Genomic DNA, 18,766 nt, shown 5'->3' with positions numbered 1-18,766 from the left:
GCCGAATGGCCGCCTTTTCTTTGTCAGGGTTTGGTCTCTCCGCGGAGCCGTGGAGCCAATTTCGCCGGAGGTCACTTCCGGTCGCGCGAGAGCTCGCCCAAAAGTTTCGACATCTCGTCCTCGAGGCCCCTGTCAGACGCTGAGCCGCCGCCGCGATCCGTCAGTTCGAGCGAATCCTCCAGTTCCTGGAGCAACGCATCGTCAAGGTTTCCGCTCGCGGGAGAGGGCGTCGGTGTGACGGCTGTGGCGGGCCTGACCGATGGGGCAGGGGCCGCGCCTGGTACCGGAGGCGTTCGCGTCATGGGCGGGTTCGGCTGCGCGACACGGTTCTGGAACGATGAGAAATAGCCGCTCTTGGCCGGCTCCGGACGGACAGCGGGCGGTTGTACGGGCGCCGCGGGACGCGGCGGGGCGTCCTGTCTGGGCGCCGAGACCGGGGAGGCGGAAGGGGCCGGTGCTGCCGGCTCGCGTCGCGCCACCGGCTGCTGCTGCGCCGCGGGGGGCTGTGGCGCCGCCGTCTGCGGCGTGGCTTGCTGAGGAGTGCTCGGGCGGCTCAGCGGCGGCGCGACCCGTTCGGCGGCGGGACGCGAAGGGACCGGTCGTTCCGACGGCCGGCTTTCCCGGTGCGCCGCCCGGACCGGCGCCGTGACCGGCACACGCGGTGCCGGCACGGCCTCGGGTGCCAGGTCGGCCGGTTCGGCCTGCTCTCCGGGCAAGGTGCGCGTCGACTTCGCGATCATCCGGATGTCCTGCTCGACGACGACGTCCGTCGGACCGCCAATGAGGATCAGATGCTCGACGTCGTCGCGCCGCACCAGCACGAGCCGCCGTTTATCGTCCACCGCCGCGGCATCCATGACCGCGAGCCGCGTCCGGCGATTGCGACCGCCCGCGATGAAGGTGCCGGACGTCAGCATCCGCACGATCCGGTAGGCAATGTATATCAGCAGCAGCGCGGCCGCGCCGATGATGATCCACGAAACTGCCGCTTCGTATTGCGGGTCGACAACGCCTTCGAGCAGACCGGTCATCTTTGTCTTCGTGCTCCCTTAGCCCCCAAGGTTGTCCGGCACAGTAGACACGACCCTGTGGCGGTCGCAAGGCGCGCGCAGGCATGGCCGCCCCATCACTGTGGGAAAGCCGTCGAGACATCATGCGAATCGGCGGCAAACGCACGAAATGAGGGACAATGGGTACCGTACTCTTCCCCGCACAGACATTATGTGATTCAACCCATCGACGCGGCGGCTTTGGGAATCGGTAGGACTGTCAGGGAATGGCGAGGGACAGCCAAGGGGAATTCTATCCGGCGCCAGTCGTCGATCAGAATTCGCGGCCGGGGACGATCGTGCGGCTGATCATCTTCATCGTCATCCTCGTCGCGGCCGCCTTCGTGTTCGCGCTGATGCGCGACAGTCTCGGCGATCCGTTCCTGCTCGGCATGCTGGGCATCCTCGCCATGATCGGCGTCGGTTATCTCTTCGCCTCGGCGATCGGGCTCGTGCAGGTGGCGCCGCGCTCCTCTGGCGACGAACTGGCAAAAGCCTGCGTCGACACCATGGACCAGGGGCTGGTGCTGGCGGACATGAAGGGCCAGGTGCTCTACGCCAACCGCGCCTATGCCGAGCTGACCGGCGCGACCTCGGCCGCGGACGTCCGCACGCCCGACGTCCTCCTGTCGGACAACGCTGAGGCGGCGCCGACGGTGGACGGTCTGGCGGACGGCCTGCGCGACGGGCGCCCCGGCGACGGCGAGTTCCGGGTATCCCAGGCGATCCGGCCCGGCTCGGAAGGCGGGTCGCGCTGGTATCGCATCCGCGCGCGCAGCTTTTCGGTTCCGGGCCGGCGGCAGCCGCTGGCCGCCTGGCATCTGGAGGACATCTCGCGGGAACGGGCGGAACAGGAGCGCTTCTTCCTCGATCTGCAGCAGGCGATCGACCATCTCGACCACGCGCCCGCCGGCTTCTTCTCCGCCGATCCGTCGGGCCGCGTGACCTACATCAACGCAACGCTCGCCGAGTGGCTCGGCATCGACCTGGCGAGCTTCACGCCCGGCGGAATCACCCTGTCCGAGATCGTGGCCGGCGACGGAATGGCGTTGATCCGCTCCGTCAAGGCCGATCCCGGTTCGACGCGCAACGCGGTGGTCGATCTCGATCTCTCGACGGTCACCGGCGAGGTGCTTCCCGTCCGTTTCATGCACCGCGCGACCGCGACGCGGGAAGGCACCCAAGGCCCCACCCGCACCATCGTTTTGAACCGGGCCAAGGGCGAGGACGCCTCGGCCGACCTGAGGGCGTCGGAAGTCCGGTTCACCCGGTTCTTCAATTCCACGCCGATGGCAATCGCCGGCATCGACGGCCGCGGCCGCATCCTGCGCACGAATGCGCCTTTCCTGTCCCTGTTTTCGAGCGTCGTCGATCGCGACGCGGTCGATCGCCACGTTCTTCTGGACAGGGTCATCCATTCGCGCGACCGCGCGGCCTTCGCGTCGGCCCTGGAGAAGGCCAAGCAGCACCAGGCGGATATCCTGCCGATCGACACGGTCCTTCCCGACGATGAGGAGCGACACATGCGCTTCTACGTCAACGCGGTCGCGGACGCGAAGGAGGGCGACGCCACCGAAGAGGCCGCCATCGTCTACGCGGTGGAAACGACCGAGCAGAAGGCGCTCGAGGCGCAGATGGCCCAGGGCCAGAAGATGCAGGCCGTTGGGCAGCTCGCGGGCGGCATCGCTCACGATTTCAACAACGTGCTCACCGCCATCATCATGGCTTCCGACCTGCTCCTGACCAATCATCGTCCGTCGGATCCGTCCTTCCCCGACATCATGAACATCAAGCAGAATGCCAACCGAGCCGCCTCGCTCGTGCGGCAGCTGCTCGCCTTCTCCCGCCGCCAGACCCTGCGGCCAGAGGTGCTGAACCTGACCGACGTGCTTGCCGACCTTCGGATGCTGCTGACGCGGCTCGCCGGCAACGACATAAGGCTCAAGATCGACCATGGCCGCGACCTGTGGCCCGTGAAGGCCGACCTCGGCCAGTTCGAGCAGGTCATCGTCAACCTGACCGTCAACGCGCGCGACGCGATGCCCCAGGGCGGCGAACTGACGGTGCGCACCAAGAACGTGGCCGCGATCGACAGCGAGGCCTATCACTACCGCGAACTCGCGCCGGGCGACTACGTGCTCGTCGAGGTCCAGGACAACGGAACCGGCATCGCGCCGGACGTGCTGGAGAAGATCTTCGAACCGTTCTTCACGACCAAGGAGGTCGGCAAGGGCACGGGCCTTGGCCTGTCCATGGTCTACGGCATCATCAAGCAGACGGGCGGCTTCATCTTCTGCGAATCTCAGGTCGGAGACGGGACGACCTTCCGCATATTCCTGCCGCGCCACATCGTGGAGGAGAAGCCGCTTGCGACGGGCGAGGAAAAGGCGGCAGCGGCCGCTGCTGCTGCTCCGCGGATTCCCGAAGTCCAGAAGGACCTTTCGGGCTCAGCCACCGTGCTTCTCGTCGAGGATGAGGACGCGGTCCGCATGGGCGGCGTCAGGGCGCTGAAATCCCGCGGCTACACCGTCCACGAAGCGACTTCCGGCGTGGAGGCGCTGGAAATCTATGACGAACTCGAAGGCAAGATCGATATCGTCGTTTCCGACGTCGTGATGCCAGAGATGGACGGGCCGACGCTGCTGGGCGAACTGCGCAAGCGCCGTCCCGACATCAAGTTCATCTTCGTTTCGGGCTATGCGGAGGACGCCTTCGCCAGGAACCTGCCCGCCGACGCCAAGTTCGGATTCCTTCCGAAACCCTTCTCGCTCAAGCAATTGGCGACAATCGTTAAGGAAATGCTGGAAGGCGAGGAATAGACGAGAAGAACGGATATCGTGCAAAATTCCCGCCGGGTGGACGATCCCGGATGACGATCGGTGGTGTGTGGACAGATGACGCCGCACAATGAGGCACAAGTCGGAGACTACGCCCCGACCGTCCTTCTCTCGGGCGATCCCCTGCGCTCGGAATGGATTGCAGAGACGTTCCTCGAGAAAGCCCGCTGCGTGAACCGGATCCGCGGGGCGCTCGGCTATACGGGCAGCTACAGGGGCATGCCGGTCAGCGTGCAGACGACCGGCATCGGAATTCCATCGCTTTCGATCTACGTTCACGAACTCCTCGAAACCTACGGCGCCAAAGCGCTCTTCAGAGTGGGCACCTGCGGCGGATTGCAGGACCACGTCCGCATCCGCGAGGTCGTGATATCCCAGGCCGCAGGGACCGACAGCTGCGCCGACGGACGGACGTTCGGCGACTTCCGGTTCGCGCCGTCGCCGGATTTCAGCCTCCTGGGAATGGCAGCCGATCACGCGAAAGGGTCGGGCTTGGCGCACCATGTCGGGCCGACCGCCTCGAGCGACGTCTTCTATCACTCGGCGGGGGACGAACGGTTCAGGCCGTTGCGCTCGCATGGCGTGCTCGCCGTCGATATGGAGACGAGCGGCTTCTACACGCTCGCCGCGCGGTTCGGCGCGCGCGCCCTGTCTATCTGCATGGTGGTCGACAACATCTTCACGCATGACGCCATCGCGGAGTCCGAGCGGCAGGCGGTCTTCCGGCCGATGGTTGAACTCGCGCTGGCCACGGCCTCAAAGGCCTTCCGCCTGGAGCAGTGAGGGCACTCGCGCGAGATGCCGAGTAGTTCGTTGCCTGCGAATTATGCAAGAATCTGCATTGATTAAAAAATAGACAGGACGTGCCTTCGACTGCGCAATCATTCGTCAACGATTCCTTAACGCCTCTACGGGCCGCTATTCTTCGACTCTCGTCTTTCCCTTCAAATGCCTGCTCCGCCACGGAAAAATGCGCTCTGGCAGTGGAACTTCGGCCGGTTGGCACGGCCGTTGCATCGTCTAGTGCGGTGCAACAACCAACTCATACCGGAGGTTTACATATGAGGGGAACGATAACATCGATTGCCAGGCAGATGACGGGCGCAGCGCTCGCTGGCCTGCTGGCTGTCGGGACGGCGACGGCGCAAGAAGACACGATCAAGGTCGGCGTCCTGCATTCGCTATCCGGCACGATGGCGATCTCGGAGACGACGTTGAAGGACGTCATGCTGATGCTCATCGAGCAGCAGAACGAGAAGGGCGGCCTGCTCGGCAAGAAGCTCGAGGCGGTGGTCGTCGATCCGGCGTCCGACTGGCCGCTGTTTGCGGAGAAGGCACGCGAACTGATTTCGGTGAACGACGTCGCCGCCGTCTTCGGCTGCTGGACCTCGGTGTCCCGCAAGTCGGTGCTGCCGGTGTTCGAGGAGTTGAACTCACTCCTCTTCTACCCGGTGCAGTACGAGGGTGAGGAAAGCCAGCGCAACGTGTTCTACACCGGTGCCGCGCCCAATCAGCAGGCGATCCCGGCCGTCGACTATCTGATGGAGAACGAGAGCGTGGAACGCTGGGTGCTCGCCGGCACCGACTACGTCTATCCGCGCACGACCAACAAGATCCTCGAGGCCTATCTCCAGGCGAAGGGCGTGGCGCCCGAGGACATCATGATCAACTACACGCCGTTCGGTCACTCCGACTGGCAGACGATCGTGTCCGACATCAAGGCCTTCGGCTCGGCCGGCAAGAAGACGGCAGTGGTTTCAACCATCAATGGCGACGCCAACGTGCCGTTCTACAAGGAACTCGGCAATCAGGGCATCAAGGCCGAGGACATCCCGGTCGTGGCCTTCTCCGTCGGCGAAGAGGAACTCGCCGGTCTCGACACCGCTCCGCTGGTCGGCCATCTGACGGCCTGGAACTACTTCCAGTCCGTGGATACGCCAGAGAACGAAGAGTTCATCGCCGCGTGGAAGGAGTTCACCGGCCCCGAGCGCGTGACCAACGACCCGATGGAAGCCCATGTCATCGGCTTCAACATGTGGGTCAAGGCGGTCGAAAAGGCCGGCACGACCGACGCGGACGCCGTCATCGACGCCATCATCGGCGTGTCGGTTCCGAACCTGACCGGCGGCTTCTCGACCATGATGCCGAACCACCACATCACCAAGCCCGTCCTGATCGGCGAAATCCAGGAAGACGGACAGATGGAAACCGTGTGGGAGACCACCGGCCTCGTGGTGGGCGACGAGTGGTCCGACTACCTGCCGGACTCCAAGGATCTCATTGCCGACTGGCGCGCTCCGATGTCCTGCGGCAACTTCAACGTCGCCACGGGCAAGTGCGGCGGCAAGGGCGTCAACTGATCGGCGCCTGATCGACTGCGGTTCGACCGCGAAGCTTCCGGGCGGGTTTTCTCCTCCCGCCCGCCCGGGAGCCAGGACGATGACATGAAGCCGAAGGTCCTGCCACTTTGATGATCCTAGCCCGAACCCTCGCGACCCTGGTACTGCTGGCTCTGGCGGCCGTGCAGCCCGCCCACGCCGACGAGGCCGCGTTGCGCGAGATCATCGCGAAATTCGCCTCGTCCAGGAATTTCAACGCCACCGAGGAGATCGTGCGCGAACTTGGCGCCACCGGCGATGTCCAGGTCGAGCGTGCGCTGACGGCACTTTCGGACGGCAACCTCTATTTCCGCAAATCGGACAAGCAGGTCTTCGTTACCACCGAGACAGGCAAGGTCGCGAAGCTCTTCGATCCGCTGACCGGCGAGGCGGTCGGTGAGGAGCCGAAGGGCGGCTTCACCAAGATCAAGGTCAACAATTCTCTCAGGCGGACGATCCGCGACGCCATATCGGCCCTGACCCTGGCATCGCCCGATGCCGCGACAAGGGTCGCCGCGGCCCGCACGATGTTCCTGTCGCCCGACGCAGGCAATCTCGAGGCGCTCGACGCCGCGATCGCCAAGGAGACCGTGGACTACGTTCGCTCCGCGCTCGAAGCCGCGCGCGCCTCGACCGTTCTCGTATCGGATGCCTCGGAAGAGGAGAAGCGCGCCGCGGTCGAACTCCTCGGCAAGCGCGGGGACCGGGACACGCTGTCTCTGCTGACCGGCTTTGCCGCCGGTGCTGACGGCGCTCTGCGCGAGGCCGCCGACGACGCCATCGCCAACATCAACGATTCGCTCGCCCTCTGGGGAGCCGGACAGAACATCTGGTACGGCATCTCCCTGGGCTCGGTCCTGCTCCTGGCTGCGATCGGCCTTGCCATAACCTTTGGCGTCATGGGCGTCATCAACATGGCGCATGGCGAGATGGTGATGATCGGCGCCTACACCACATTCGTCACACAGGACGTGATCCGCAATTCCGCTCCTTGGCTGTTCGACTGGTCCCTCGTGATCGCCCTGCCGCTCGCCTTCATGACGGCTGGCGCCGTCGGACTGGCGCTGGAGCGCGGCGTCATCCGCTTTCTCTATGGTCGCCCGCTGGAAACCCTGCTTGCGACCTGGGGCGTATCCCTGATCCTCCAGCAGGCGGTACGCACCATTTTCGGCCCGACGAACCGCGAGGTCGGCAATCCCTCCTGGATGTCGGGCGGCTTCGAACTGGGCCAGCTCGCCATCACCTGGAACCGTCTCTGGATCGTCGTCTTCTCGCTCTGCGTGTTCGCGCTGCTTCTCTACATCTTCAATCGCACGGCCTGGGGCCTGCAGATGCGCGCGGTCACCGCCAACCGCCGGATGGCCTCCTCCATGGGCATCCGCACGCCCTGGATTGACGCCTTCACCTTCGCGCTTGGCTCCGGCATCGCGGGCATCGCCGGGGTGGCGCTGAGCCAGGTCGACAACGTCTCGCCCAATCTCGGGCAGGGCTACATCATCGACAGCTTCATGGTCGTCGTGTTCGGCGGTGTCGGCAATCTCTGGGGAACCCTCGTCGGGGCCTTCTCGCTCGGCATCGTCAACAAGTTCCTCGAACCCTATGCCGGGGCGGTGCTCGGCAAGATCCTGGTGCTGGTCCTCATCATCCTCTTCATCCAGAAGCGGCCGCGAGGCCTCTTCGCCCTCAAGGGAAGATCGGTGGAGGCATGATCACCCAACGCCTGCTTGCCGGCGGGATCGACCGGCGCATTCTCATCACGGTCGCCATCCTGTGCGGCTTCGCCGTCCTGGTGCCCGTGCTGCACCTGGCCTTTCCGCCATCCAGCGCCTTCCACGTGCCGAACTACCTCGTCACGCTGGTCGGCAAATATCTCACCTACGCGCTTCTAGCGCTGGCGCTCGACCTCGTCTGGGGCTTCTGCGGCATCCTCTCGCTCGGCCATGGCGCCTTCTTCGCGCTCGGCGGCTATGCGATGGGCATGTACCTGATGCGCCAGATCGGCGATCGCGGCGTCTACGGCAACCCGACCCTGCCCGATTTCATGGTGTTCCTGAACTACAAGGAGCTTCCCTGGTTCTGGTACGGCTTCGACCAGTTCTGGTTCGCGGCGATCATGATCGTGCTGGTGCCCGGGGCGCTCGCCTTCGTCTTCGGCTGGTTTGCCTTCCGCAGCCGCGTCACGGGCGTCTACCTGTCCATCATCACGCAGGCGCTCACCTACGCGCTGCTGCTGGCCTTCTTCCGCAACGACATGGGCTTCGGCGGAAACAACGGACTGACCGATTTCAAGGACATCCTCGGCTTTAACGTCCAGGCGCCGGCGACGCGCGCGGCGCTCTTCGCCGCCAGCGCGATCGCTCTGTCGCTCGGGCTGCTGATCACCGCGGCAATCACGAAGTCCAAGTACGGCAAGCTGATGATCGCCGTGCGCGACGCCGAAAGCCGCACGCGCTTCATCGGCTGGCGACCCGAGAACATCAAGCTCTTCGCCTTCACCCTGTCGGCCGTCATGGCCGGCATCGCGGGTGCGCTCTACGTGCCGCAGGTCGGCATCATCAACCCGGGCGAGTTCGCGCCGGCCAATTCCATCGAGGTGGTTGTGTGGACCGCTGTCGGCGGGCGCGGCACGCTCGTCGGGCCCGTGGTCGGCGCGCTGCTCGCCAACGGCGGCAAGAGCTGGTTCACCGGCGTCCTGCCGGAGTTCTGGCTGTTCGCGCTCGGCGGCCTCTTCGTGGGCGTGACGCTGTTCCTTCCCAAGGGCATCGTCGGCACATGGGATGCCTGGCAGACGTCTCGACGTGACGCGGCCGAACGGCGGCGCACCGAGGCGCTCACGCAGGACGGGGAACCGCCGACGATGCCGACGCCTGGTTCGAAGCCAGCCAGCGCGCGCTCGGCCTCGCGGCCGGACGACGGCCTGGCCGGCGGTGCCGAACCCCAGCCGGCGGAGTAGACATGTCCAAGGTCGACACCATCCTCTATCTCGACGGCGTGTCCGTCTCCTTCGACGGGTTCAGGGCGATCAACAACCTGTCGCTGGTGCTCGCAAAGGGCGAGATGCGGGCGATCATCGGGCCGAACGGTGCCGGCAAGACCACGATGATGGACATCATCACCGGCAAGACGCGCCCCGATACCGGCGAAGTCTTCTTCAACGGGACCATCGACCTGACCCAGCACGACGAGGCCGACATCGCCATGATGGGGATCGGCCGTAAGTTCCAGAAGCCCACGGTGTTCGAAAGCCACACGGTCGAGGACAATCTCGTCCTGGCGCTGGCAGGCCCGCGGTCGATCTTCCCCGCTCTGTTCCACAAGAAGACCAGGCCGGAAGGCGAGCGAATCGATGAAATACTGGCCACGATCCGGCTCGAAAAGCGGCGCCACGACCACGCGGCCAATCTCTCCCACGGCCAGAAGCAATGGCTGGAGATCGGCATGCTCCTGGCGCAGGACCCGAAGTTGCTGCTCGTGGACGAGCCGGTCGCCGGCATGACGGACGCCGAGACCGAGGAGACGGCGCGCCTGCTCAGGGACATATCGAAGACGCATTCGGTCGTCGTCGTGGAACACGACATGCACTTCGTGCGCGAGCTGGACGTCAGGGTCACCTGCCTGCACGAGGGATCGGTGCTGTCGGAGGGCACGCTCGACCACGTCTCCGCCGACCAGCGCGTCATCGAAGTGTATCTGGGAAGGTGAGGCCATGCTGAATGTCACCAACGCGACCCTCCACTACGGCGCGGCCCAGGCGTTACGCGGCGTGTCCCTTTCTGCCGACAAGGCAAAGATCACCTGCGTGCTCGGCCGCAACGGGGTCGGCAAGACCAGCCTAATGAGAGCGATCGTCGGCCACCACCGGCTGACGAGCGGAGAGATAGCCTTCGAGGGGAAGGCGCTCGACCGGAGCGCGGCGTACGATCGCGCCCGGTCGGGCATCGCATTCGTGCCGCAGGGGCGGGAAATCTTCCCGCTCCTGACGGTAAAGGAGAACCTGGAGACGGGCTTTGCGCCGCTGAAGCGGGCCGACCGCAACATTCCCGAACATGTCTTCGAACTGTTTCCGGTCCTGAAGACGATGCTGTCGCGGCGGGGAGGGGACCTGTCCGGCGGTCAGCAGCAGCAGCTCGCCATCGGGCGGGCGCTGGTCATGCGGCCGAAGCTGCTGGTGCTCGATGAGCCGACGGAGGGCATCCAGCCCTCGATCATCAAGGACATCGGCCGCGCGATCCGCTTCCTGCGCGACACGGCCGGCATCGCCATCCTGCTTGTCGAACAGTATCTCGATTTCTGCCGCGAACTCGCCGACGAGGTCAACATCATGGATCGCGGCCTGATCGTGCATTCGGGTCCGGCCGCCGACCTCGATGATCCCGAAGTGAGGAAATTCCTGACCGTCTGAGGCGTTAGCACGTGGAACCCGGCGCGGCGCGGCGGTGTTAACCTCGACGACCGCTCAGTTCACCGAGGAATGAAGATCATGTCCGGCAAGCCGCAAGCCACCCCGAATACGCCGCATAATTCCGAAGCCGCCGAAGCATTCAGAAAAGAGCGCGCAAAGAAGGGGAGCGCCCGCGAAAACATCGAGGAAGAACTGCAGGAGGGACTGGAAGATACCTTCCCCGCCAGCGATCCGGTGTCTTACGAAACGACCGGCGTGCCCGGCAAACCGCCAGCCGATCGCGAACAGGACAAGTAGCGCTTTCAAACCTGTTGTTCGTCAGCGGCAGCCGGCGGAAATGCTGCTGCCGTAGACGGAACTCCGGCAAGAGGGTCGAATTACCGGCACCTGAAGCCGTTCCGGCCGGTAGCGGAGATCATTGCGGTCCTGCTGCCGGTTGAGCTGTTGGAGCTGCTGGAACTGCTCGCGCTGCTGAATGGTACGCTCCATCTGCAGTTCCTCGACCGTCACGGCGTTCTGGCGCGAATTCTCCGGTGGGTTTGTGCCTTGCGCCCACGAGACACCCACCGCGCTTGCGAATACAGCGACGGCGAGCAGCATGTGCGCAGCCCCGCGCAGGCGTCGCGGCGACGGCATTTCCTGGTTCGGAAGTGTTCTCATGCCTCGAATGTAGGTCGCGCCAGGAAACTGTTCCACTGCAACCGTGTCACTACCCCGCCGTCGACTGAGCGCGCGCGGTGACGGATCGCGACCGGACGTATGCGGCGACGAAGGCGGCGGTCAGCAAGAGCACGATCGTCGGCGCCGGCGCGCTGTCGATGAAGAACGAGAGATAGACCCCGAGGAATGACGCCGCGAGTGCCACGGCCAGCGAGAGTGCCATCATCGTCTCGAAGCGTCGCGCCAGCAGGAAGGCGGTGGCGCCGGGCGTGATCAGCATCGCGATCGCCAGGATGATGCCGACGGCCTTCAGCGCCCCGACGATGGTCAGCGACAGGATCGCCAGCAGCCCGTAGTGGAGCAGCCGTACCGGCAGGCCGATCGCGCGGGCATGCTGCGGATCGAAAGCGAGCAGCAACAGGTCGCGCTGCTTGACGAGCAGCAGGGCGGACACGATCGCCGCGATCGCGCCGCTTTCGGCCACGTCCGTCCAGGTCACGCCCAGCATGTCGCCGAACAGGATGTGGTCGAGATGAACCTCCGTCTGCACGCCGACATAGAGCACGATGCCAAGCCCGAACATGCCGGAAAAGACGACACCCATCACCGTGTCCTCCTTCACTCGGCTGTTCTCCTTCAGGAAGCCGGTGCCAATGGCGCAGACCATACCGGCGGCAAAGGCGCCGATCGCGAGGGGGATGCCGATGATGTAGGCGATGACCACGCCGGGCAGGACCGCGTGGCTCACCGCGTCGCCCATCAGCGACCAGCCCTTCAGGATGAGGAATGTTGAAAGCAGCGCCATCGGCGTCGCGACGAGCAGGGAGATCACGAAGGCCTGCTGCATGAACGGAAACGCGAAGGGCAGGAGGAGGGTCTCCATCAAACGCTCTCCATCAAAGCGGCGCGCGCCCTTCGGCGCGCCGCCAGCATGCCGTGCTTGGGCGCAAAGACGAAGACCGTCAGGAACACCAGCGTCTGCAGTACCACGATGATACCTCCGGTCGCGCCATCGAGGAAATAGGACAGATAGGCGCCCGACAGGCTGGTCATCGATCCGATGGCCACCGACACGACGATCAGGCGCGGGAAGCGGTCGGTCAGGAGATAGGCCGTCGCGCCGGGCGTCACGACCATGGCGATAACGAGGAAGGCGCCCACCGTCTGCAAGGCGGCGACGGTGCAAGCGGAAAGGAGGGTGAAGAATATGCCCTTCAGCAGCCCGGGATTGATGCCGATCGAGCGTGCATGGTTCTCATCGAAGAAGACCACCATCAGGTCCTTCCATTTTGCCAGCAGCACGGCCAGCGAGACGCCAGAGATGATGACGAGCTGGAGCGTGTCCTCCGGCGTGATCGCCAGGATGTTGCCCAGTACGATGGTCTGGATGTTCACCGAGGTCGGCGACAGCGAGACCATGAAGAGGCCAAGCCCGAAGAAGGACGTGAAGATCAGGCCGATGACGGCGTCCTCGCGAAGCTTGGTGCGCTGGTTGAGGAACAGCATGGCGCCGGCCGCCAGCCCGCCGGAGATGAACGCGCCGAGCGAGAAGGGCAGGCCGAGCATGTAGGCGCCGGCGACGCCGGGCACGATCGAGTGCGAGAGCGCGTCTCCGATGAGGGACCAGCCCTTCAGCATCAGATAGGCGGAAAGGAACGCGCACACGCCGCCCACCAGCGCGCTCACCCAGATCGCATTGATCATGTAGCCGTAGGTGAAAGGTTCGAGCAGCGTTTCCATGCCTCAGTTCCCGGAAACGCCGCTGCCGGCGTCCTCGTCCCGACGTCCGGAAGGCGCGTCGGGAGCCGACGGCGAGGAACGGCTGGCTGCGCCGTCCACGCCTTCCTCGCCATAGAAGACGAAGGGACGTTCATCGTCAGTGATGACCGTCACCTGCCGGGTGTCGGCATCGTCGTGAAGGTCGGTCCCGCCGAGGACGAAGTGCCGCAACACCCCGCCGAACGCGCGCTCGAGGTTGGCGCGGGTAAAGACCTCTTCCGTCGGACCGGCCGCGAGCAGGGTCCGGTTGACGAGGATGGCGCGGTCGCAGAACTCCGGAACGCTGCCGAGATTGTGCGTCGAGACGAGCATGACGCGTCCCTCCTCTCGAAGGTCGCGCAGAAGCTGCACGATCGCTTCCTCGGTGGTTACGTCGACGCCGGTGAAGGGCTCGTCGAGCAGGATCACGCGGCCTTCCTGGGCGAGCGCGCGGGCCAGGAAGACCCTCTTTTTCTGTCCGCCGGAAAGCTCGCCGATCTGGCGCTTGCGGAAATCCGCCATCCCGACGCGATCGAGCGCGGTCCCGACGAGTTCCCGGTCACGGCGCGAAGCGATGCGGAACATGTTCATGTGGCCGTAGCGGCCCATCATGACCACGTCCTCGACGAGCACCGGAAAGTTCCAGTCGACCTCCTCGGCCTGTGGCACGTAGGCGACGGCATTGCGGTTGCGGGCGCGGCCGGAGGGTTCGCCGAGGATCGAGACGGAGCCCCTGGCCAGCGGAACGAAACCCATGATGGCCTTGAATAGCGTGGATTTTCCGCTTCCGTTGACGCCGACCAGCGCCGTGATCGTACCGATGGGGATCTCGAAGCTGACGTCGGTCAGAGCCGTGTGGCCGTTGCGGTAGGTGACGGTCAGGTCTTTCACCGCGATGCCGGACCGCGGCAGTGCTGTTTCGCTCGGTCTGGTGGATATGTTCACTCGGCCAGGCCTTTCGCGATCGTCTCCGACGTGACGCGCAGGAGGTCGATGTATGTCGGCACCGGACCGTCCGCCTCGCTCAGCGAGTCCACGTAGAGCTCGCCGCCATATCTGGCTCCTGTCTCTCTCGCGACCTGCCTGGCCGGCTTGTCCGAGACGGTATTCTCGCTGAAGATGACCGGCACATCGTTGTCTCGCATTGCGTCGATCACCTTGCGGATCTGCTGCGGCGTGCCCTGGCTGTCGGCGTTAATCGGCCACAAATACAGTTCCTTCAGGCCGAAATCGCGCGCGAGATAGCTGAAGGCGCCTTCGCTGGTCGCCAGCCAGCGCCGTTCCTGCGGTATGCGCCCGAGCAGTTCGCGGATCGGGGCTATCTCGGACGTGATCTCGTCGGCGTAGGCTTTGGCGTTGGCCGCATAGATGTCAGCATTGCCAGGGTCGTGCTCCGCAAGCGCCTTGCGGATGTTGTCGACGTAAATCAGCGCATCCGACGGGGACATCCAGGCATGCGGATTGGGCTTGCCGGTGTACGGACCCTCCGAGATGCCCATGGGCTCGACGCCATCCGACACGACGGCGGACGGGACGTCGCGGAGATTGGTGAAGAATCGCTCGAACCAGAGTTCGAGATTCAGGCCGTTCCACAGGATGAGGTCCGCGTCCTGGGCCTTCAATATATCGCCCGGGGTCGGCTGGTAGTTATGGATCTCCGCGCCAGGCCGGGTGATCGAATCCACGTCCGCGGCATCGCCGGCGACGTTGCGGGCCATGTCCGCGATGACCGTGAAGGTCGTGATCACCTTGAGCTTGTCGTCGGCCGCGAGAGCGCCGGAGCCCGCTCCGGCAATCATTGCGATAGCGACAATGAGACGTTTCAGCTGCATTCCATACCCCGGATTTCGCGACTTTCTGCCATGCCGCGGGAATGTAGCGGCTGGATCGGCATTGTCAACGCAAATGCAAATCATTTGCAAAAAGGTTCTCGTGATCTTGCCCATTTGCAACTGGTTGTCATCTGAACCATAGTCCGGGCCATGACGACAGAGGCCAAGCAATCCCTCGATTTCGAAGGCGATCTCCGGCGCGCCGGCATCCGCATCACGCGTCCGCGCCGGATCATCCTGGGCATCCTGCAAGAGACCGGCGACCATCCGGACGCGTACGAGATCCTGCGCCGCGCTTCCGCGCTCGACGCCAGCATCTCGTTGTCGACCGTCTACCGGACGATGAAGCTCCTGGAGGAGCACGGCGCGATCCAGCGGCACGCGTTCGCCGGCGGCCCATCCCGTTTCGAGCACACGGGCGAGGAGCATCACGACCACCTGATCGACGTCGAGACCGGCGACGTTATCGAATTCCGCTCCGCCCGGATCGAGAAGCTGCAGGACGAGATCGCCCGAGAACTAGGGTACGACATCCTCCACCACCGGCTCGAGCTTTACGGCCGCAAGCGGCGAAAGAACTGAGGCAGGGCCTGACCGCGACGAAAGTTGGGCATCATCCGTTTTTCGCCTCAATTCATGTTAAAGACTTCGCCGAAGGCGACTCGGCCGGCGTGCCATCGCCGGCCACATGGAGAGGGAATTCGATGAAGGTGAAGATGATTGCCGCGGCCACGGTCGCGGCTCTTGCGCTGGGTGCATGCACGACCGACCCTTATACGGGGCAGCAGAAGATGTCGAACACGGCCGGCGGCGCCGCGCTCGGCGCGCTTGCGGGCGCCGGTCTCGGCACGCTCGCGGGAGGCGACGACCGCCGCAATGCGCTGATCGGCGCCGGTATCGGGGCACTCGCGGGCGGTGCGATCGGCGGCTACATGGATCAGCAGGAAGCGCAGCTGCGTGCGCAACTGCAGGGCACCGGCGTCGGTGTCACGCGCCAGGGCGACTACATCATCCTCAACATGCCATCCAACATCACCTTCGCGACGGATCAGGATTCGATCCAGCCTGGCTTCTACGGCACGCTGAACTCCGTCGCGATCGTACTCCAGAAGTACAACCGCACGATCGTCGACGTCTACGGCCACACCGATTCCAGCGGCGACGACAACTATAACCTCAACCTCTCGCAGCGCCGCGCGCTGTCGGTGGCGAACTATCTCGGTGCCCAGGGCGTCGATTCTCGCCGCTTCTCGATCCTCGGCCTCGGCGAAAGCCAGCCGATCGCATCGAACGCCACGCCCGAAGGGCGCGCGCAGAACCGCCGCGTCGAGATCCGGCTCGCTCCCATCACCTGATCGATCGGGAACGCGTTGCAGGAGAATCCCGCCGCTCCGGCGGGATTTATTCTGGTCGAATGAGTGAAGTCGCATGCGGCTACCCGGCCGCGATAGTCGCGCGCACTGCTGGCTACGGCCCTGGCGGTGGGGGAGAATCACCTCGCTGCCGTGACCACGTACCTCCAGAAGCCGGCGCAGCGGACGAACCACTGCGCCGGCCCGCTTTGGTCAGGAGGTGGGGCAAATGACCATTGCGAGTTGATATTAGTCAGCAATCGTTTCGGCGGCAAGTCCGCCTATTTTGGCTATTGACACGCAGAAAATCTGTACGTTTCACCTTTCAACTAGCGATGCGAAGTACAATTCGCACGGATTTTTCCCCGATTCCGCCGGGACTCCGCGACTAGGGATCACAGACTGCAGATACGCGCATCGAAATGTACCAGATGAAGGCCTCCAGAGCCGTGAGAAGGACCCCTTTCTGTCAATTATGGGACAAAATACGAAGTAAATTCGCTGTAGATTTTACATTGATACTATAAATGAATTTTTACTTGTGCCGGCTTGGCAATTCCTGTTAGCTTCCGTTGGGGCATCAAATGATCGGGAGAGTGAGATGCTATCCGCAGTAGTATCGAAAATCCTGCGACGAGCGGTGGTTGCGTCACTTTTGACGACGACGGCCATCGGCTTCTCGTTCGCGGAGAACGGCGGTCTTTCGAAGGTTGCCACGGAAAAGCTGGTCGGTTCAGACCAGATCCTCGCCAACATGGCAGATGGAAGCGCACCGGTAATCGTGGAATTCGCGATGCCGGCCGCCGACACGGCAGCAGATGCCGCGGCGGCCGACGAGGCGCTCACCTCGGCCGTGCATCAGAAACAGGACGAGATCCTGGGCCGGGTCTTCGCGGCCGAAGGCGGACTTTCCGGAGCCCTTGCTTCGGACCAGCTCGGCATAAAGAGAATGGACTTCTCGCCGATGTTCGCCGTCACGGTTGACCAGGCGACGCTGGAGAAACTGGCGGCGGATCCGGCGGTGGTGCGCATCCACGAGGACGGGCTCGCCAAGCCTGATCTCATCCAGTCGCTTCCGCTGATCGGAATGCCGAACGCCTACGCGGCCGGTGCGACAGGCAACGGATGGTATGTGGCCGTGCTCGACACGGGCGCGCGCCGGACCCACGAGTTCCTCAGCTCAAGCGTGAACTCGGCTGCTTGCTATAGCACCTCGAGTTCTAGCTATCCGTCTTTTAGCCTCTGCCCCGGCGGGGTAAGCGCCTCGACGGACATCAATTCGGCACTAGACTGCAATGAAGCGACGATCGCTGGCTGCGGTCACGGCACGCACGTTTCCGGAACGGCTGCCGGATTCAACACCAGCCTTAGTTCCGGCGAGCCTGCCAATGGTGTGGCACGCAATTCCAAGCTCATCACCATCAATGTCTTCTCACGCTTCACCACCACCTCCAACTGCGGCTCCAACATCAAGTCCAGCGGGTGCGTGCTCTCCTTCACGTCGGACCAAATCAAGGGTCTCGAGCGGGTCTACGCGTTGCGCAACACCTACAATATAGCCTCGGTGAACATGAGCCTCGGCGGTGGACAGCACTTCTCCGCCTGCGATAGTGATTCGCGCAAGCCGATCATCGACCAGCTGCGCGCAGCCGGAATTGCAACAGTGATCGCAGCAGGCAACAGCGGTTTCAATACGAGCGTCGGGGCGCCAGGCTGCATCTCCAGCGCGATCACCGTTGCTTCCTCGACTAAATCGGATGTTCGTTCGTCCTTCTCTAACTGGGGAACCCTTGTTGATGTCGTCGCTCCAGGTTCGTCGATCCTGGCGTCGTACCCCAGTGGGTCGAGCAACAACTTCTATGCATCCTTGAGCGGCACTTCTATGGCGTCTCCGCACGTGGCGGGCGCTTTCGCTGCTCTCAGGTCAGCGAAACCCGCTGCGACGGTATCGCAGATAGAGACGGCTCTCGAGACGACCGGCGTCGCCATCTCCTCGTCCGGCACGACGAAGCCACGCATAAAGGTGGACAGTGCTCTGACAGCACTCGGCGGCAGTACCGCAAAGGCCGTCATGACGTCTCCGACTCCGGGCTCCACCCTCGGGTCCTCTGCGACGTTCATATGGACCACGGGTAGTGGCGTTTCGCAGTACTGGCTCTATGTCGGCTCGACCGGCGTCGGCTCTTCCAACATCTGGAATGCGAGCAACGGCACCAGCACGACCAGGACCGTGACGGGTCTGCCGTCCACCGGCACGATCTACGTGCGGCTGTGGTCGCTGATTTCGGGAAGCTGGCAGTCTAACGACTACACCTACAAGACCGGCGGCGGCACCAAGGCCGTCATGACGTCCCCGACCCCGGGCTCCACCCTCGGGTCCTCTGCGACGTTCATATGGACCACGGGTAGTGGCGTTTCGCAGTACTGGCTCTATGTCGGCTCGACCGGCGTCGGCTCGTACAACATCTACCAGGCCAGCCAGGGCACCAGCACGTCGA

At 64.1% G+C, this 18,766-nt stretch carries 17 protein-coding genes; 11 read left to right on the top strand and 6 right to left on the bottom strand.

The genetic code is table 11. From position 1 onward, the window contains the following. Nucleotides 1-71: 71 nt before the first annotated feature. On the bottom strand, nt 72-1,031 hold the full coding sequence (locus ABGN05_RS26265) for a hypothetical protein (protein WP_367956993.1): 960 nt from the start codon (nt 1,029-1,031) through the stop codon (nt 72-74). A 245-nt stretch (nt 1,032-1,276) separates the two neighbouring features. Between ABGN05_RS26265 and cckA the strand changes: the two genes are divergently transcribed. The 8 genes from cckA (at nt 1,277) to ABGN05_RS26225 (ending at nt 10,963) form a co-directional block, all read left to right on the top strand. After that, nucleotides 1,277-3,868, top strand: coding sequence for a cell cycle histidine kinase CckA (cckA, locus tag ABGN05_RS26260; RefSeq protein ID WP_367956992.1), 2,592 nt, complete (start codon nt 1,277-1,279; stop codon nt 3,866-3,868). Nucleotides 3,869-3,943: 75 nt separating this feature from the next. Further along, the gene (deoD, locus tag ABGN05_RS26255; RefSeq protein ID WP_367956991.1) at nt 3,944-4,669 is read left to right on the top strand and encodes a purine-nucleoside phosphorylase; all 726 of its coding nucleotides are present in this window, start codon (nt 3,944-3,946) and stop codon (nt 4,667-4,669) included. Between the two features lie 278 nt (nt 4,670-4,947). Beyond that, nucleotides 4,948-6,246 carry an urea ABC transporter substrate-binding protein gene (urtA, locus tag ABGN05_RS26250; protein WP_367956990.1) on the top strand — a complete coding sequence of 433 codons (1,299 nt, stop codon included), beginning with the start codon at nt 4,948-4,950 and terminating at the stop codon, nt 6,244-6,246. 110 nt (nt 6,247-6,356) lie between these two features. Further along, on the top strand, nt 6,357-7,973 hold the full coding sequence (urtB, locus tag ABGN05_RS26245) for an urea ABC transporter permease subunit UrtB (protein ID WP_367956989.1): 1,617 nt from the start codon (nt 6,357-6,359) through the stop codon (nt 7,971-7,973). Further along, nucleotides 7,970-9,217, top strand: a complete 1,248-nt coding sequence (urtC, locus tag ABGN05_RS26240; protein ID WP_367956988.1) for an urea ABC transporter permease subunit UrtC — start codon at nt 7,970-7,972, stop codon at nt 9,215-9,217. The genes urtB and urtC overlap by 4 nt, the downstream gene beginning before the upstream one ends. Nucleotides 9,218-9,219: 2 nt before the next feature. Then, nucleotides 9,220-9,966 (top strand): urea ABC transporter ATP-binding protein UrtD, encoded by a 747-nt coding sequence (gene urtD / locus ABGN05_RS26235; protein ID WP_367956987.1) that lies wholly within the window; start codon nt 9,220-9,222, stop codon nt 9,964-9,966. A gap of 4 nt (nt 9,967-9,970) precedes the next feature. After that, nucleotides 9,971-10,666, top strand: a complete 696-nt coding sequence (gene urtE, locus ABGN05_RS26230) for an urea ABC transporter ATP-binding subunit UrtE (protein ID WP_367956986.1) — start codon at nt 9,971-9,973, stop codon at nt 10,664-10,666. A 78-nt stretch (nt 10,667-10,744) separates the two neighbouring features. Next, entirely contained in the window at nt 10,745-10,963 is a 219-nt protein-coding gene (locus tag ABGN05_RS26225; RefSeq protein ID WP_367956985.1) for a hypothetical protein, read from the top strand. 21 nt (nt 10,964-10,984) lie between these two features. On the opposite strand, the gene ABGN05_RS26220 is transcribed toward ABGN05_RS26225, so the two are convergent. The 5 genes from ABGN05_RS26220 to ABGN05_RS26200 form a co-directional block, all read right to left on the bottom strand. Further along, nucleotides 10,985-11,266, bottom strand: a complete 282-nt coding sequence (locus tag ABGN05_RS26220) for a hypothetical protein (RefSeq protein ID WP_367956984.1) — start codon at nt 11,264-11,266, stop codon at nt 10,985-10,987. A gap of 109 nt (nt 11,267-11,375) precedes the next feature. Then, nucleotides 11,376-12,209, bottom strand: a complete 834-nt coding sequence (locus ABGN05_RS26215) for a metal ABC transporter permease (RefSeq protein ID WP_367956983.1) — start codon at nt 12,207-12,209, stop codon at nt 11,376-11,378. After that, nucleotides 12,209-13,066 (bottom strand): metal ABC transporter permease, encoded by an 858-nt coding sequence (locus ABGN05_RS26210; RefSeq protein WP_367956982.1) that lies wholly within the window; start codon nt 13,064-13,066, stop codon nt 12,209-12,211. Before ABGN05_RS26210 ends, ABGN05_RS26215 begins: the two co-directional genes overlap by 1 nt. A gap of 3 nt (nt 13,067-13,069) precedes the next feature. Beyond that, nucleotides 13,070-14,029, bottom strand: a complete 960-nt coding sequence (locus ABGN05_RS26205) for a manganese/iron ABC transporter ATP-binding protein (protein ID WP_373695985.1) — start codon at nt 14,027-14,029, stop codon at nt 13,070-13,072. Then, a complete protein-coding gene (locus ABGN05_RS26200) occupies nt 14,026-14,883 on the bottom strand; it encodes a metal ABC transporter substrate-binding protein (RefSeq protein WP_367957190.1) in 858 nt (285 codons plus the stop codon). Before ABGN05_RS26200 ends, ABGN05_RS26205 begins: the two co-directional genes overlap by 4 nt. Nucleotides 14,884-15,066: 183 nt before the next feature. Here ABGN05_RS26200 and ABGN05_RS26195 point away from each other — a divergent pair, with 183 nt between their 5' ends. The 3 genes from ABGN05_RS26195 to ABGN05_RS26185 all read left to right on the top strand — a co-directional run. Continuing rightward, nucleotides 15,067-15,498 (top strand): Fur family transcriptional regulator, encoded by a 432-nt coding sequence (locus ABGN05_RS26195; RefSeq protein ID WP_367956981.1) that lies wholly within the window; start codon nt 15,067-15,069, stop codon nt 15,496-15,498. A gap of 122 nt (nt 15,499-15,620) precedes the next feature. Further along, the gene (locus ABGN05_RS26190) at nt 15,621-16,271 is read left to right on the top strand and encodes a YiaD family glycine zipper/OmpA-like lipoprotein (protein ID WP_367956980.1); all 651 of its coding nucleotides are present in this window, start codon (nt 15,621-15,623) and stop codon (nt 16,269-16,271) included. A gap of 538 nt (nt 16,272-16,809) precedes the next feature. After that, nucleotides 16,810-18,766: S8 family peptidase (locus tag ABGN05_RS26185; protein WP_367956979.1), on the top strand; the 1,957-nt coding region annotated here is incomplete at its 3' end.

It is taken from the genome of Aquibium pacificum (assembly GCF_040839445.1).
Classification (GTDB): domain Bacteria; phylum Pseudomonadota; class Alphaproteobacteria; order Rhizobiales; family Rhizobiaceae; genus Aquibium; species Aquibium pacificus.
Note: the sequence above shows the minus strand (reverse complement) of the source record. Positions and strands in the feature narration are given on the sequence as shown.

What these genes read in the sequence shown, in the direction of transcription:
- ABGN05_RS26265 (WP_367956993.1), bottom strand. Translation starts at nt 1,031, where the DNA reads ATGACCGGTCTGCTCGAAGGCGTTGTCGACCCGCAATACGAAGCGGCA.
- cckA (WP_367956992.1), top strand. Translation starts at nt 1,277, where the DNA reads ATGGCGAGGGACAGCCAAGGGGAATTCTATCCGGCGCCAGTCGTCGAT.
- deoD (WP_367956991.1), top strand. Translation starts at nt 3,944, where the DNA reads ATGACGCCGCACAATGAGGCACAAGTCGGAGACTACGCCCCGACCGTC.
- urtA (WP_367956990.1), top strand. Translation starts at nt 4,948, where the DNA reads ATGAGGGGAACGATAACATCGATTGCCAGGCAGATGACGGGCGCAGCG.
- urtB (WP_367956989.1), top strand. Translation starts at nt 6,357, where the DNA reads ATGATCCTAGCCCGAACCCTCGCGACCCTGGTACTGCTGGCTCTGGCG.
- urtC (WP_367956988.1), top strand. Translation starts at nt 7,970, where the DNA reads ATGATCACCCAACGCCTGCTTGCCGGCGGGATCGACCGGCGCATTCTC.
- urtD (WP_367956987.1), top strand. Translation starts at nt 9,220, where the DNA reads ATGTCCAAGGTCGACACCATCCTCTATCTCGACGGCGTGTCCGTCTCC.
- urtE (WP_367956986.1), top strand. Translation starts at nt 9,971, where the DNA reads ATGCTGAATGTCACCAACGCGACCCTCCACTACGGCGCGGCCCAGGCG.
- ABGN05_RS26225 (WP_367956985.1), top strand. Translation starts at nt 10,745, where the DNA reads ATGTCCGGCAAGCCGCAAGCCACCCCGAATACGCCGCATAATTCCGAA.
- ABGN05_RS26220 (WP_367956984.1), bottom strand. Translation starts at nt 11,266, where the DNA reads ATGCTGCTCGCCGTCGCTGTATTCGCAAGCGCGGTGGGTGTCTCGTGG.
- ABGN05_RS26215 (WP_367956983.1), bottom strand. Translation starts at nt 12,209, where the DNA reads ATGGAGACCCTCCTCCTGCCCTTCGCGTTTCCGTTCATGCAGCAGGCC.
- ABGN05_RS26210 (WP_367956982.1), bottom strand. Translation starts at nt 13,066, where the DNA reads ATGGAAACGCTGCTCGAACCTTTCACCTACGGCTACATGATCAATGCG.
- ABGN05_RS26200 (WP_367957190.1), bottom strand. Translation starts at nt 14,883, where the DNA reads ATGATTGCCGGAGCGGGCTCCGGCGCTCTCGCGGCCGACGACAAGCTC.
- ABGN05_RS26195 (WP_367956981.1), top strand. Translation starts at nt 15,067, where the DNA reads ATGACGACAGAGGCCAAGCAATCCCTCGATTTCGAAGGCGATCTCCGG.
- ABGN05_RS26190 (WP_367956980.1), top strand. Translation starts at nt 15,621, where the DNA reads ATGAAGGTGAAGATGATTGCCGCGGCCACGGTCGCGGCTCTTGCGCTG.